Source organism: Kitasatospora sp. NPDC088351, assembly GCF_040685575.1.
Taxonomy (GTDB): Bacteria; Actinomycetota; Actinomycetes; order Streptomycetales; family Streptomycetaceae; genus Kitasatospora.
Map to the genome: position 1 here is coordinate 1 of NZ_JBFBIL010000050.1, position 14,535 is coordinate 14,535.

7 protein-coding genes are annotated in these 14,535 nt (G+C 73.3%); 4 read left to right on the plus strand and 3 right to left on the minus strand.

Annotation, left to right across the window (positions count from 1 at the left end; translation table 11 throughout):
- Window positions 1-99: 99 nt before the first annotated feature.
- Window positions 100-780 (minus strand): Tat pathway signal sequence domain protein, encoded by a 681-nt coding sequence (locus AB0P06_RS27930; protein WP_363612028.1) that lies wholly within the window; start codon window positions 778-780, stop codon window positions 100-102.
- Between the two features lie 453 nt (window positions 781-1,233).
- On the opposite strand from AB0P06_RS27930, the gene AB0P06_RS27935 reads away from it, so the two are divergent.
- From AB0P06_RS27935 to AB0P06_RS27950, 4 genes are all read left to right on the plus strand, one after another.
- A complete protein-coding gene (locus AB0P06_RS27935) occupies window positions 1,234-1,947 on the plus strand; it encodes a TetR/AcrR family transcriptional regulator (RefSeq protein WP_363612030.1) in 714 nt (237 codons plus the stop codon).
- A 181-nt stretch (window positions 1,948-2,128) separates the two neighbouring features.
- On the plus strand, window positions 2,129-2,788 hold the full coding sequence (locus AB0P06_RS27940) for a DUF6230 family protein (RefSeq protein ID WP_363612032.1): 660 nt from the start codon (window positions 2,129-2,131) through the stop codon (window positions 2,786-2,788).
- A 179-nt stretch (window positions 2,789-2,967) separates the two neighbouring features.
- The gene (locus AB0P06_RS27945; RefSeq protein ID WP_363612112.1) at window positions 2,968-3,435 is read left to right on the plus strand and encodes a DUF6114 domain-containing protein; all 468 of its coding nucleotides are present in this window, start codon (window positions 2,968-2,970) and stop codon (window positions 3,433-3,435) included.
- A gap of 347 nt (window positions 3,436-3,782) precedes the next feature.
- Complete coding sequence (locus AB0P06_RS27950) at window positions 3,783-5,075, plus strand: globin domain-containing protein (protein ID WP_363612034.1); 1,293 nt, start codon at window positions 3,783-3,785, stop codon at window positions 5,073-5,075.
- Window positions 5,076-5,114: 39 nt separating this feature from the next.
- Here the strand turns inward: AB0P06_RS27950 and AB0P06_RS27955 are convergent, their stop codons facing one another.
- Both AB0P06_RS27955 and AB0P06_RS27960 read right to left on the minus strand, forming a co-directional pair.
- The gene (locus tag AB0P06_RS27955) at window positions 5,115-6,563 is read right to left on the minus strand and encodes a selenium-binding protein SBP56-related protein (protein WP_363612036.1); all 1,449 of its coding nucleotides are present in this window, start codon (window positions 6,561-6,563) and stop codon (window positions 5,115-5,117) included.
- A 235-nt stretch (window positions 6,564-6,798) separates the two neighbouring features.
- Entirely contained in the window at window positions 6,799-14,364 is a 7,566-nt protein-coding gene (locus AB0P06_RS27960) for a LamG-like jellyroll fold domain-containing protein (RefSeq protein ID WP_363612038.1), read from the minus strand.
- Window positions 14,365-14,535 lie beyond the last annotated feature (171 nt).

A 14,535-nucleotide genomic window follows, 5' to 3' on the forward strand; every position in this document is an offset into this window, starting at 1 on the left:
GGCGTCCAGCCGGGCTACCGTGACGGCGGTGACCCGGTCGACCCCGGTCGCCGCACGCCGCTCGGTCCGTTTCGGTCCGCTACCGCTTTCCGGGGAGGGTCAGTTGACCCAGATGGGCGGGTTGCCCGGGCGGGAGATGTCGAGGACCTGCCCGTAGGTGGCGGTGAAGTAGCCGGCGGCGAAGCAGGTGCTGGGGCCGGAGTACTTGCTGAAGGCCTGGGAGGCGAAGCCGATGGTGTTACCGGTGTTGTTGGTGGTGCCGGAGAGGCTGCCGGGCGCGCGGTAGACGCAGGTGATGGTGCCGAGGATGGTGTTCAGCACCATGGTGGTCTGGATCGGCGCGGCCGCGCTGGACGGGCTGAGCGTCACGGGGTTGCCCGCGGCATCGCTCACCGAGTTGGTGAACGGCAGGTTGTTGACCGTGATGCTCTGCACGCCGGTGAGGCCGAGCACGTTGGACGTGCAGGAGGCGAAGGTCTGGCTGTTGAGCTGCTCGGTGGCGACGCCCGGCGCGGCCGGGTTGGCGGTGACGGTCGCGGAGAAGGAGGAGCCGGCGCACTTGATGCCGCTCGTCCCGGTCGCGCTGGAGTAGAAGCTGGCGTAGGTGCCGGGGACCAGGTTGGCGCTGAGGACGTCGCCGACGGGGACGTCGGTTCCGGCCGAGCCGGCACCGCCGTAGGTCAGCACGGCGGAGCCGGCGGCCTGGGCGGGGGTGACGGCGGCGGTGGCCAGGGCCACGGCGGCCAGGGCTGCGGTACCGAGGGTGCGGCGGATGCGCATGAGGGTGTGCCTCTCTCCGTGAGGAGCCGGGTGGGGTGCCCGCCGGAACGCGTGGAGGTGCGCGCGGACGTGGGCGGGGGGCGCGCCGACGTGAGCACGACGTGAGCACGGCGGGTGCGGTGCGGGTGTGCGTCGTTCGTGCGTCGTTCGTGCGCCGGACGGGCGTTGGACGTGCGGCACGGTGGACGGCGACTCGGCGGGCCCGGCGCCACGGGCCCGCCCGTACGGCGAGAAGGTGCTGGCGGTGCAGGAAGGTGCAGGGAGGTGCGAGGTGGTGCGGGGAGTGCGGTGGGGGTGCACGTCGACGGCTGCCACCGCCGGGTATGCGTTCGCCGTACTGAACAGCCGGAACGCGTGGAGGTTTCCGGCGGCTCGTCGCCGTCCGATTGGAAACCTGCGAGTGTTGTAAACCAGCCCCTGCTTCAATGTCAAGGCAGAGAACAGGAGTTGGCCATGGACCTGAACACCGTCCGGAGTGACGGGACGCCGCTGCTGCCCGGTGCCCGCACCGGGCGTGACCCGGCCCGGTCGATCAAGCGAGGCCCGAGCCGGCTGCCGCCGGACGTGGTCGCCGCCACCCAGCGGGAGCGCCTGCTCGACGGCCTGGTCCACACCGTCGCCGAACACGGCTACCAGCGCGCCACGGTGAGCGACATCTGCCACGCCGCCGGGGTGACCAGGCCGGTCTTCTACGAGCTGTTCAGCGGCAAGGAGGATGCCTTCCTGGCCGCCCACCGGCACGGCACCGGTGTGGTGATCCGGCGGATGGCGGCCGCCTTCGCGGCGGCGCCCGACTGGTGCTCCGGCATCCGTGAGGCGCTGCGCGCGATGCTCTACCTGCTCGCCGGCGTACCGGCGTTCGCCACCATGGCGGTGATCGAGATCGACGCCGTCGGCCCGGCCGGGCGTCGCGAGCGCGACCAACTCCTCACCCGATTCCGGGCGTTCTTCGCCGAGGTGCCACAACCTCCGGGCGGGGTACCGGTGGAGGCGTTGGTGGATGCGGTGGTCGGCGGTGTCTACAGCGCGCTCCACCGCCGCATCGATGCCGACCGGACGGATGAACTCCCTGATCTGCTACCGGCCTTGAGCCTGTTCTGCCTGGCGACCTTCCTCGGGCCGGCCGAGGCCGCCCGGCGGCTGGGCGGTGCCGTCGGCGGACGATGATCCTTCGTGCACCCGTATTGACCCGTCGGATACCGGGCAGTAGCTTCCCAGTTACCCAACTGCGGTCCGTCCGGCCCGCCCCGCTGCCGAGGGGCGTCCGAACCGGTCGGGCCCGCAGAACGCTGTCCGCGCCAGGACAACGTGCCAGTGCCTGCCCATCCCACTCATCGAGGGAGCACACATGGCCACGTCCGAGGACGCAGCCCCCACGCCCGAAACCGCCGGGACGCCCGCCGGGACACCTGCCGGGTCCAGAGGCCGGGTCCGGCTGCGGCGTACGGCCCTGATGGCGGTACCCGCCGTCGTTGCCGGCGCCGTGCTGATGACCCTCACCGCGCAGGGTGTACTCGCCGCCCAGTTCTCCATCTCCGGAATGCCGTTCACCGTCACCGCCGACAGCCTCGACGGTGTGGGCTTCGAACAGTTCGGCAGCCTGGACCACATGATCGACGACAGCCCGAACGCCGGGGACACCGGCGGGCAGGTCCTGGTCGCGGTCTCGGCGATCAAGAACGCCTCGCTCACCAAGCTCTGCCAGAGCGTCGACCTCGGCGGCATCAACCTGCTGATCAAGGCCGGCGACGCGGGCACCCCCGTCACCGCCACCGACCTCACCACCGACTCGGACCTGTTCTCCGGTGACGCGTCGTTCACCAACATCGAGATCGGCGGCGACGCCAGCACCTACACCAAGGCCGGGGTCAAGGGCCTGCCGGGTGTGTTCGGGCAGCAGGCCGACACCGTCACCGTCCACAACCTGCGGCAGCACAACTATGCCACCACCGCAGGGGCGTTCAGGCTGCCCAACCTGCGGCTGAGCTTCAGCTCGGAGGGCTGCTGACGGTGTCCGATCCCGTACCCGACGGCGCGGTGCCCGGTGCGGCCGAGGCCGTCGAGCCGGTGGTTCCGGTGCCTGACGCCGCCGTGCCCGAAGCCGTCGTGCCTGAAGCCGCCGTGCCGAGCGCTGTCGTGCCGAGCGCCACCGTGCCGGGTGTCGCCGGTGCCGAGGCCGTCGAGCCGGTGGCCGTCGAGCCCGGGGCCCCGGCGTCCGCTGGGGCCCCGGCCGGCCGAACGGGCTGGCGTGGCTGGCGGGGCCGGCGGCCGTTCTGGGGCGGTCTGCTGGTGCTGCTGGGCGGCGCCGAGATCCTCTTCACCCTGCGGGCCCCGCTGCCCGTCGTCCTGCACATCGGGATGCAGGGGCTGACCGGCTACCTGGTACCGGCCCTGATGGTGGTCTGCGGCGCGCTGATCCTGTTCAACCCGGCCCAGCGGCTGTTCTACTCGGTCCTCGCCGTGCTGAGCTCGCTGGCCAGCTGGATGACCTCCAACCTGGGCGGCTTCCTGCTCGGCATGCTCACCGGTGTGGTCGGCAGCTGCCTGGCCTTCGGCTGGCTGCCCGACCAGCCCCCGCGCCGCCGCCGGCTTCGGCGCGCCGCGCGCGGCAAGACCGCCGGACCGGCCGAGGTGGGGCCGCCGGCCAGGGCCTGAGCTCCGGCCCCGGCGTCACCCGGCCCCGGCGGGCGACGCGGGCCGGAACCCGACGCGGCGCCCCGCCGCCGGTGATGGGAGAGCACCGGCGGCGGGGCGCCGTACCGGGCGGCGGCCTCCGCCGGCCCGCCCCCAAGGGGCCGTGGGTCCTCACCACGAGCCCCCCGTTGGGCCGGTGGTCCCGGTCTTCCCGGGACCACCGGCCCTTCTCCGGGCGGTGCGGGCGGCCGTTTACTGGACCTGTCAGCCCCAGGGCCCGACCCTGCCCGGAACCGGTCCGGAAGTGGACGGCGAACATGAACATCCGCTTTCCAGAAGGTGTCTGATGAATGGTTAGGCTGCTGGCCATGGAGATCACCAGCACCACCACCGAGTACGACCGGTTGATCGCGCGCCACCACGCCATGCGCCTTCGCCGGCAGATCCTCGCGCCGGCGTCGTCCTTCCAGACCGGGCCGGACCAGTCGGCGCCCGCCGGCCCCACCGGCCACCCGGCCGGACCGCAGGGCGGCTACCCGGACGGCTTCGACGCGGCCGCCGACCAGCGGCTGATCCTGGACACCCTCGGGCTGGTGACCCCGCTCGCCGACCTGATCGACCACCTCTACGCGTTCATGTTCCGGCGCCGGCCCTACCTGCGCTCGCTCTTCCCCGAGTCCATGGAGTTCCAGCAGACCCATCTGGAACGGATGTTCAACCACCTGATCGATCACCTCGACCGCCCCGCCCAGCTCGCCGCCACCCTCAGCCAGCTCGGCCGCGACCACCGCAAACTGGGCGTCCGCCCGGTCCACTACGAGGCCTTCGAGGAAGCGTTGTGCCAGGCGATCCGCCACCGCGCCGGCGCCCGGTGGAGCGATGGCCTGGAGGCCGCCTGGATCCGGATGCTGCGCTTCGCCGTCCGGGCGATGGTGGCCGGCGCCGAGTCCGCGCTCACCGAACCCCCGTACTGGCACGCGGTCGTGGTCGGCCACGAACGCCGCCGCCCCGACCTGGCCGTGCTGCGCGTGCGGACCGGCGAGCCCTACCCCTACCGGGCCGGCCAGTACGGCACCGTGGAGCACCCGCGGCTCCCGCACACCTGGCGGCAGTACTCGATGGGCTGCGCCCCGCGCGAGGACAACGAGGTGGAGTTCCACGTCCGCCGCACCGGCCCGGGCGGGGTCAGCGAGGCGCTGGTCGAGCGCACCGCCGTCGGCGACGAGCTGCGCCTGGGCCCGCCGCGCGGCACGCTGATGCCCGAGGACGACACCCGCGATCTGCTGCTGGTGGCCGGCGGCACCGGGCTCGCCCCGATGAAGGCGATCGTCGAGGAGCTGGTCGAGCACCGCCCGCGTGGCCGCCGGGTCCATCTGTTCGTCGGCGCCCGGGACCGGGCCGATCTGTACGACTGGCCGGACCTCTCCGAACTGGTCGGCCGCAAGCCCTGGTTGGAGCTGATCCCGGTCGCCGACGGCGGCCCCCGCCCGGGCGGGGGCTCACGGCTCGCCGACGCGGTGAGCCGCAGCGGCGACTGGGCGGACCACCTCGCCTGCGTCAGCGGCCCGGCCGGGATGGTGGACGAGGTCCGCACCCGCCTGGTCGCCGCCGGCCTGCCCGCCGCGCACGTCCACCACGACCCGGTGCTGGGGCGGGTCTGACGCACCCGCGCGGCGAGCCGCCGCGGCGCCGAGGGTTTGTTACCGGTAGCAGTACGAGTCCGAGGAGGCGTCGCCGCCCGCGAGGTGGGTCTGGTGCACCCGCAGGCCCCGGAACTCGTCGCCGTGCGGGAAGAAGCGGTGGTCGACCGAGAGCCCGCCCGCGTCGGTGTCGGCGTCCAGCTTGATGATCCACGGCTCGATGCCGTCCGGGTAGAACTGGTCGTCCCACGAGCCGTACAGCGAGTTGGTGAGGTAGAGCCGCCGTCCGTCCCGGCTGATCTCGACCATCTGCGGCCCGCCGCTCAGCGGGCGTCCGGGCTCGGCCGGGTGCGGCGTCCTGGCCGTCACCCCGCCGAGTCGTACCGAGCCCGCCAGCCGCGGGTGGAACGGGTCCGACACGTCGTACTGGAACAGCTCGCCGGTGCCCCAGGCCGAGACGTACAGCCAGCGGTCGTCCACCGACAGGTTGATGTCGGTCACCAGCGGTGGCACGGCTCCGAAGGGCTGCAGGGCCGGCGGCAGGTCCTCGGCCTTCGCCGGCTCGGCCGGAATGTCGATCACCTTGCGCGCGGTGAACGCCGCGCCGTCCCGGTACCAGAGCCAGACCGAGGAGGAGAGGTCCTCGACGTTGGTTACCACCCCGGCGAACCCCCACTCGGCCTGCGGGTCGTGGGCCGGCCGCAGCTCCAGCACCATCTGGTACTGGTCACCGAGGTCGATCCGCTGGAGGTGGCGCCCCGAGTCCAGCTCCCAGAAGTGCAGCGCGTGCCCGTACTTGCGGCCCAGCAGCAGCTCCGGGACGACCCCGTCCTCGACCATCCACGGGGTTCCCCACTCGCTGGTGATGCCCACGTTGGTCCCCAGGTGCCACCACACGTCGTAGGCGAAGTGCTGCGGCCCGCGCTCCGTCTCCCAGGCGCGCAGCACGTCGAAGGTGGTGTGGTCGAGCAGCGCCACCCCGCCCGGCCCGTCGGAACCGTCCGAGCCGTCCGGGCCGTTCGCGCCCGCCGCCCCGCCGAGGCAGGAGAGGAACACGCCGTCCGGCCCGCAGTGCAGCGTGTGCGGACGCGAGTAGCCCGCTCTGGCCGCCAGTTCCTCGGCCTGGACGGTCTTGACCAGCCGGGGCCGCACCGGGTCCGGCCGGGTGTCCATCACATGCAGCCGGGACGAGCGCAGCCCGGGCAGCAGCAGGTAGCGCCGCTCCGGGTTCTCGTGGCAGGCGTGCGCGAGCGCGCTGGAGCAGGCGTTCCAGCCGAAGTGGTGCAGTTCGTCGCCCAGCCCCGGCAGTTCGGAGAAGTTCAGCACCCGGCCGTAGCTCGGCGAGTCCGGGTCGGTGTCGACGGTGATCAGCGCGTCCGGCCGCTGCGCGGACCGGTCGAACCCGGCGACGTACGCCAGCTTCTCCGGTGGCGCGGCGATCGCCTCGGCGGGGGTGCGGTAGAGGGACGGATCGGTGTGGCCGGCCTGCGGCTCGTGACCGTGTGGCATGCGGACTCCTCAACTCGCCTTGCTGGCACAGGGAGTGACAGTGGTCCGGGTAGCGTTCCACAGGAACACGGGCGCACAGCAGGCGCACGGGGAGCGGGGGAGGGGTGGCGCGACCTGCCGCCGGATTCGGGCGCGGGGCCAGGACGGGCTGCGGGGCCCGCTCGCAGGGGGCGCTCGTACCGGTGTGCGGTCCCGGGGTCCGCGGGGGCGCCCCGGGACCGCACACCGGAGGTGCTCAGCCCTCCACGCCGTAGTACTGCGCGAGGAAGTTGATCACCTCGGCCGCGTGCGGCAGCAGTTCGGGCAGCTGGGCGGCGAGGGCGGCGCGGGTGGCCTCGGCCAGCTCGGGCAGGCCGGTGGCGGCGCCCTTCACATACGGGTCCAGACGGCGGACGAGTTCGTAGTTGCTCTCCACGTCCACGTCGCGCATGGCCTTCTCCAGCGCCGGAGCCCCGGCCGGAGGCACCGCGGGCAGCACCCGGCTGACGAAGGTGACCCGGTGCAGCACCCGCCAGCACGGCGGCTTGCGGTCCGACTGGCGGGCCTGGCGCAGCGCCGCCGCGTCGGGGTCGCCGCCGTTCTCCAGCCAGCGCGGGTCGACCACCTTGTGGAAGAAGGTGTCGAAGTGCTCGCTGTCCTCGCCCAGGTAGAAGCTGAGGAAGCGGTAGGCGTCCACCTTGCCGGGGACCTTGACGGGTTGCCCGTCCTGGTCGAAGACGGGCTTGCGGTCCTGGTCGTAGCGCTGGAGGTCGCCGGCGGGGGCGACTTCCACGTTCAGTCCGAAGGAACGGGTGGCCTCCTTGCCGCGGGCCCGGGTGGCGGTCATCCCGCCGCCGACGGAGGCGTCCAGCTGGGCGCCGATGCCGATGCCGGCGATCCGGAAGGAGGTGCCGATCGAGGTGCCGACCGAGCCCGACAGGGAGTAGGAGCCCGCGGTGGTCTCGCTGACCACGTCGGTGGTCTCGGTGGTCTCGGCGAAGAAGCCGCCGGCGGCCGTCCAGACGTAGGTGTTGACCAGGTCCCGGCGGGAGAAGCCCTGGCCGGTGGCGCTGCCCGTGGTCTCCCGCCGCTGGGCCGGGGAGGCGTCGGCGCCGATCGCGCCGCCGAGCACCCGTCCGGCCCGCTGCGCGGTCGGGTCCGGGGCGTGGGTCTCGGTGGAGACGGTGTCGTAGTAGCTGTGCAGGCGCTGCTGGTCGCGCTGGATGCGGCGCTTGAGCGCGTACGCCTCGCGGGGCTTGAAGTAGCTGTACTCGCCCCGCTCACGGGTGCCCTGGTAGTCGGGGTCGGCGACCTTGCCGCGTTCGTTGAAACCGACGGTGCCGTCCAGGGTGCCCTGCTTGGTGTAGCGGGGGTTGATCGGGAACGGGATGACGTTCCAGTCCCTGGGGATGTCCGGGTTCGGCTGGATGCGGTAGGCCACCAGTGCCCCGCTGTGCGCCAGGCGCAGGGCGAAGACGTCGGCGGTCTGCGACTGGACCACGGCGAAGCCGGTGTTGGCCGGGACGTAGCGGCGGCCGGTGGCGGGGTTGAGGAGCCGGCCCGGGTCCTCCCAGTGGCCGGTGAGCGAGACCTTGGTGGTGCGGGCGGTGTTCTCGCCCTGGGAGACGGAGGTCTCCTCGGCCCAGCTGTTGGAGAACTCCAGGTTGCCGCGCACACCGGCGGAGACCCCGCCCTTGGCGATGGCCTTGGCGATGCCGAAGCCGAGCGGGGCGGTGATCATCCAGATGTCGACGTCCACCTCGTTGGACAGGGCGAAGCCGAAGGCGGCGTCCACGCTGCGCTCCTTGGCCGACGACAGCGAACGCACCACCTGCTCGGCCTCGGTCAGCTGGACCGAGGAGGCCCCCTCGAAGGTGTCGCTGCCGGGGTCGGTGAGCCCGGCGGTGAGGTTCTCCGAGGGCACCGGCGGCGCGCCCTCCACGTAGCCGACGAGCTGCGGGTCGAACTGGATCTGACTGACCCACTCGCTCACCAGCTCGCCGACCTTGTAACCGGTGACCAGGTGCCAGCGTCCGTCCCGCAGATAGCTGTAGGCGCGCTTGAGGACACCGAACGCCTCGCCGCGGGCGCCGTACTGCATGTCGGCGTACTCGGCCACCGCCGGGGCGGCGGTGACGGTCTCGTGGAACGGGGTGCGCATCCCGGCCAGCGCCGAGCGGACCTGCGCGGTGTCGGTGGAGACCGGCGCGCTGGAGAGGACCGTGCGCGGACGGGTCGCCTCGGCACCGAGGCGCAGGTGGTTGCCGCGCAGGCCGTCGTCGCGGACCTGGGCGACATCCGGTTCGGTGGAGTCCCGGTCGAACGGCCAGTAGGCGACCAGGTCCTCCTTCTCCCCCTTGAGCCGGGTGAAGAGGTTGTCCAGCAGCTGCTCGTGGGTGCGGGCGGTGCGCCAGATCCGCACCTCCTCCAGAACGCCGTTGAAGGACTCGGCGGCCTTGCCGCCCTTGAGCAGCGCACCAAGGCTGAGCTGGGCGTCGCCGGCGTCGGCGAAGGCGGCGGTGTCGGGGGCGCCCGGGTCGCCGGCCGGGTCGCAGGCCACCGCGACGCCGTTGCGGTAGAGCCGGAAGACGCTGCCGCGCGGGTCGGGGTTGCGCACCCAGCGGGCGCCGCGCAGCCGGGCGGGGTGCGATCCGGTGGCATCGGCCGCCGTGCCGCCGGCGTTCTCCTCGAAGCGCCAGTGCGCGACCAGACCCCGGTCGCGGGCGGTGACGGGGGTGCCGAGCCGGGCGGCATCGCGGGCGGCGCCCCAGATCCGGACCTCGGCGAGCACACCGGTCAACCGCTGGACGACGGAGCCTTCGCGGGCCCGGCCGAGCTCCAGCGGCGCGTCGTTGCCGCGCGGGCCCGGACCTTCGTAGCGGGCCGCGCCGATCTCCCGGCCGTCCAGGTGGAAGCGGATGTCCTGCCATTCGCGGACGGTGACCGACTCGACCAGTTCCACGCTCTGGGTGACCGGCTTGCCGTCGGCCCCCACCGCGCTGATCTGGCGGGTGCCCTTCTGCTCCTGCATCGAGCGCCCGCTCTTGCGGACCACCGCGATCCGGTGGAACGTCCCGGCCTTGACGCCCTCGGTGGAGGTGAAGCGCACGGCCCGGCCGTCCGGCTCCTCGAAGGCGAACTCCAGCCGGCCGTCCGGCAGCACCGCCAGCCGGTAGGGGACGCTGCCGCCCGCGCCGTCGGTCATCCGGCCCTTGGAGAGCAGACCCTGGGTCTCGCCGAGCCGCTCCAGACGGGCGAACACCTCCAGCGTCAGGTCGTCGGCGATGTCCAGGGCGTCGTCGTCGGCGACCTCCAGGTAGGCCTCGCCGTCCAGCTGGACGGCCCAGGACTGCTGGTAGGCGGCGGCGAAGTGGCTCCACTCGCGCAGCGGGAAGGTCTCCCGGCTGACCACCCGGCGGTCGCCGACGGTGGCGACGGCCCAGTAGCGGCCGTTCTCGATCGGCGACAGCGCGGGCACCGGGCCCGGCCTGCCGCGCAGTTCGGCGTGCCGCCTGTTGCCGGAGCGGTCGGTCAGGACGGGCTGCGCGCCGGGCGCCGGGGCGGAGTGGACCCAGTAGCCGAGCAGTCCGGTCTCGGCGCCGGTGAGCCGGCGCTTCATCGCGGCGCGCAGGTCGTCGCCGCCGCGCGCCCGGGACCAGAGCCTGACCTCGTCCACCTGGACGGAGGCGAATCCGGTGGGCTGGAAGGGCACCTGGGCGAGGGAGAGCCGCCCCTGGCCCTGGTAGGGGGCGCTCGCGGTGCGGCGGGCGATCTCCTGGCCGTCCCGGTAGACCACCTGCTGGCGGGTGCCGCGCTCGAAGACGCAGGCCCAGTGGTGCCACTGGGTGTCGCCGAACCGCTGGGTGGTGTCCAGGTCGTCGCCGTAGAAGGCGAAGGTGAACTTGCCGTTGTCGCGGAACCCGATGTGCAGGCTCTCGTTGTTGCGCCCCTGGTCGCCGCTGTGCCCCAGGACGAAGTGCGAGCGTTCGTCGACGGCGGTGCGGCGGGCCCAGAACTCGACGGTGAAGTCGCCGTCGCCGAACCCGAAGGCGCCGGGCACCACGGCGGCGGCGCTCACCCCGTCGTAGGCCAGCGCGGAGGCGGCGGGGCCGCCGAGCAGTCCCAGACCGTACGGAGTGTCCCCGGCGTTGGCGTGCACCACACGCACCGGGCCCTCGACCCGCTCGGGGTTGACCCAGGCCTCCACGGTGAGGTCGCCGGGGGTGGCGGCCCTGGCCGGCTGTTCGGCGGGCAGGGAGAGGAATCGCCCCTGGCCGTCGAAGGCGTAGGCGCGGCCCGGCATGTCGGCGCGCCAGCGGCCGCCGTGGCCGCGCAGCAGATCGGCGGCGGTGCCGACCGGGATCTCGGCCAGGGTGCCGGGGTCGACGGTGACCAGCCGGGAGCCCGCGGAGAGCGCCACACCGGGCCGGGAGTCGGTGGACCAGCGGTGGTCGTAGCGCACCCGCAGCACGCTCATGCCCGGCTTCAGCAGGGTCCGGTCCGCGCCCGCGCCCAGCCGCAGCGACTTGCTGCCGGTGGGGTGGCTGCCCTCGAAACGGAAGCCGTGGCCGCCGACGGTGACGAAACCGGGGCCGGTGAGCGGGGCGAGGGTGCCCTCGCTGAACTGCACCACGTCGCCGTCGATCCGCAGCACGGTGCCGATCGGCACGGGCTGTTCGGCGGCGCCGTTGACCACGGCGGCGAAGTCCTCGGCCCGCCGGGGCAGGTGGGACCACTGCTCGCTCCGCCCGTCCTGGCTGATGGTCAGGCTGACCTGCGCCGGGTTGTCCCCGGCCCCGACGGTGATCTCCACGGTGGCCAGGTCGGTGGCCGCGTCGCGGGCGGTGAAGGCCACCGCCGTGCCGCCGGAGGCCAGCTGCCGGGAGGAGCGCAGCACCTGGGCGTCGTAGTAGCCGGCGAAGAACTGGCCGTTGGCGCCCCGGAAGTAGAGCACCACGCTGCCGGTGGCGCTGTCCAGCAGGAACGGGCGGTCGGCGCCGCGGGCGAAGGCGAGCAGCGCGCCGGAGCTGCTGAGCCCGGTGCGGTCCACGGCGAGCCGGGGCATCGGGAGGGCGACGTCGTCGGAGCCGCGCACCCCGCCGGTGAGCCGGCCCAGTTCCTCCCGCTTGGCGGCCAGCAGGGCCTGGCGGGCCGGCAGGTCGCGGCGGTGGCGGCCGAGCGCCTCCTGCTTGCCGGCGAGGGTCAGCAGCCGGTTGTCGAGCTCCAGGATCTCCTGGTTCCGCTGGTCGGCGGTGGCTCCGGGCCTGCCGGAGGCGCCGTCCCGCTCCAGGACGACGAGGCCCTCGCCGGAGGCGTTCGCCGTCCCGTAGTCGTACTGCACGATGCGGTCGCCCTGGCTGTCCCGGGCGGCGACCAGCTTCCCGCTGCGGCGGACCACCAGGCCGCGGCCGTTCCAGGTGTCCAGCGCGAAGTGGGTGGCGTCGTTGTCGGCCTCCCGGCGGTACTGGATCAGCGGGGTGTCGTTGTCGGTCTTGCCGCCGGAGAGGTTCATGTCCAGACCGGAGTTGACGTTCCGCAGGAAGTAGCAGGTGACGCCGTTGAGGTTGGTGCCGGTGGGCTCGAAGGTCCACAGCGCGGAGGCGGCCGTCCGGTTGGCGGTGCGGACCAGCGGGGCCGTCGCGTCCCTGCGGTCGCTCTCCACCGCGAGGTACTGGTCCTTGCCGTCCTTGGGCAGCTTGAAGCGCAGCCGGTAGCGCCAGAGGGTGGGATCGTCCTCCTGGCCGGCCCTCAGCGCGGCGCGCCGGCGCTCCAGCTCCGGGATCTCGGCCGTCTCCTGCTGGAGGCGGGTGATCTCCGCCTCGGAGCCGGCCACGTCCCGGACCAGCCGGGCCACCTGGGCGTCCAGGTCGCCGACCGCGTCCACGGTGCCGCTGGACTCGGGGGCGGCGAGCACCGGCAGGGTCAGCTGGTCCGGGATCTCGGCCAGGCGGCCGTCGCGCCCGACGCCCAGGTCGAGGGTGGCGAGGTAGGCCTCGTCGGTGGCCTGGCCGTTCACCGGGTCGGGCCCGCCGGTGGCGCAGGCGAGCAGCACCCGGGCCTGGCGCTTGACGGGCCTGGCCGTGCCGTCGTACCCGGCGGGCGCGGTCTCCTGCTGGTGGTGCAGTACGGCGGAGAGACCGGAGACCACGCGGCGCCCGGTGAGGGCGAAGCTGTCGCGGCGCACCCCGGGGTTCTCGCCGATCGGGGCCTCGGAGGTGATCCAGGCCGGACCGCCGCGCAGGGCGGCGTGCCGGGCGTTGTCGGTCTGGTCGTACAGCTTGTCGCCCCGGCCCTCGTCGAAGCGGTAGTAGACGGCCAGCCCCGGCTCGTTGCCGATCAGGCGGCGGTTGCGGTCGGCGGCGATCTCCTCGCCGCCGCGGGGGCGGTTCCAGACCCGGACCTCGTCCAGCTCGGCGCGGCCGTACGAGCCGAGGGCGCGCCCCAGGGTCAGCGGGCCGAGACCGGCGTACGGCATCTCGGTGGTCCGGCGGCCGAGTTCGACGCCGTCGCGGTAGACGATCTGCTCGCGGGTGGCGCGGACGAAGACGCAGGCCCAGTGGTGCCAGTCGGTGTCGGTGGTGCGCTGAGCGGTGTTCAGGTCGTCGGCGTAGAAGGCGAAGGCGAAGGTGTCGTCCGAGCGGAAGCCGATGTGCAGGCTGCGCAACCGGGCACCGGCGGCGGCGCCGTGCCCGACCAGGAAGTCCTCGAGGCCGCCGGTCGCGGTGCGCCTGGCCCAGAACTCCACCGTGAAGTCGGAGTCGGCGAGCTGGAGGGCGGTGCCCGGAAGCTCGGCCACGTCGTCGGCGCCGTCGAAACGCAGGGCCGTCTCGGCGTGGCCGCTCCCGCTCACCACCGGTACCAGCGGCCGGCCGGTGAACGGGCAGCTGCCGGGGGCGGATTCGTGGACGGCGTCGCGGTAGCGCTCGTCGGGGCTGGTCCAGGCCTGCGAGCCCTGGGTGTTGAACAGGCCGTCGCGGCCGCGCTCGACGCTGAAGCCGTCGATCCGCCCGGTGGCGTCGTTGTGCGCGAAGAGCTGCCAGCGCTCCCGGCCGTGCACCGCGGTGGGCACCAGCAGCGCGGTGAACCGGCCGCCGGAGAGGTTGCGGACGAAGGACAGCTCCTGGGTGGGCTCGTGGAACGCCCGGCCCTCCATGTCCCGGGTGCCGAGGCTGTCCTTGGCGGAGTCGGGACGGCCCTTGTGGCGGCTGCGCCGGTAGCGGACCTCCAGCACCGGCTTCAACTCGCCGCCGGTCAGCACGAAACGGTCGCAGAGCAGGGTGGCATCGACCACCGCGGCCCTGGCCCCGCCGGTGCCGATGAGGTAGTCGCTGCGCGCCGGTTCGGCCGAGGACGAGCTGCCGTCGGCCAGCCGGAAGACCATGTCCTGGTGGTCGGCCCGGACGGACTGGCGCAGGACGTACAGGTGGGTGCCGTCGGAGACGACGTGGAACGGCGCGGCGGCACCGAGCCGGGCCGTGCTGGACAGGAAGGCGTCCAGCTCGTCCTCGTCGAGCCGCTCGGCCCGGTCCGCCTCGACCCGGCCGCCGCGCTTGACGGCGGGCATCCGGACCGCTCCGGCGACGGCGTAGCCGACCCGGGCGATCTCGCCGGGGAAGCGCAGCGGCAGCGGGTTCTCCGACCAGTAGGCCGCGTCGGCCTCCCCGCGCGCCTCGTCGTGCTGCGACAGGTCCAGCACCGTGTAGACGATGCGCCGTTGATCGTCCATCGCGAACGCGACCGTGCTGCCCTGGTGCCGCACGGTCGTCGTGTGCACGTAGGCGCGGTCACTGTAGACCTTCGCCAGATGCTGAATCTCCGTCAAGCCTGCCACCTCACCGATAATCGACCGCAGCACGGCGCTGACAGCCGCATGATCAATACGGAACGTGGTCACGTTTTCACTCGGAGCGATGGCCGGGCAAGATATTTTTCCGTCAGCCCAGGTCGAGATCTCCCGCGTTTCCGCCAGGCATCCCGCGCTGCTCCGGGTCCG

Bases quoted from the DNA above. Each gene is read 5' to 3' on its own strand.
- AB0P06_RS27930 (WP_363612028.1), bottom strand. From the start codon at position 780: ATGCGCATCCGCCGCACCCTCGGTACCGCAGCCCTGGCCGCCGTGGCC.
- AB0P06_RS27935 (WP_363612030.1), top strand. From the start codon at position 1,234: ATGGACCTGAACACCGTCCGGAGTGACGGGACGCCGCTGCTGCCCGGT.
- AB0P06_RS27940 (WP_363612032.1), top strand. From the start codon at position 2,129: ATGGCCACGTCCGAGGACGCAGCCCCCACGCCCGAAACCGCCGGGACG.
- AB0P06_RS27950 (WP_363612034.1), top strand. From the start codon at position 3,783: ATGGAGATCACCAGCACCACCACCGAGTACGACCGGTTGATCGCGCGC.
- AB0P06_RS27955 (WP_363612036.1), bottom strand. From the start codon at position 6,563: ATGCCACACGGTCACGAGCCGCAGGCCGGCCACACCGATCCGTCCCTC.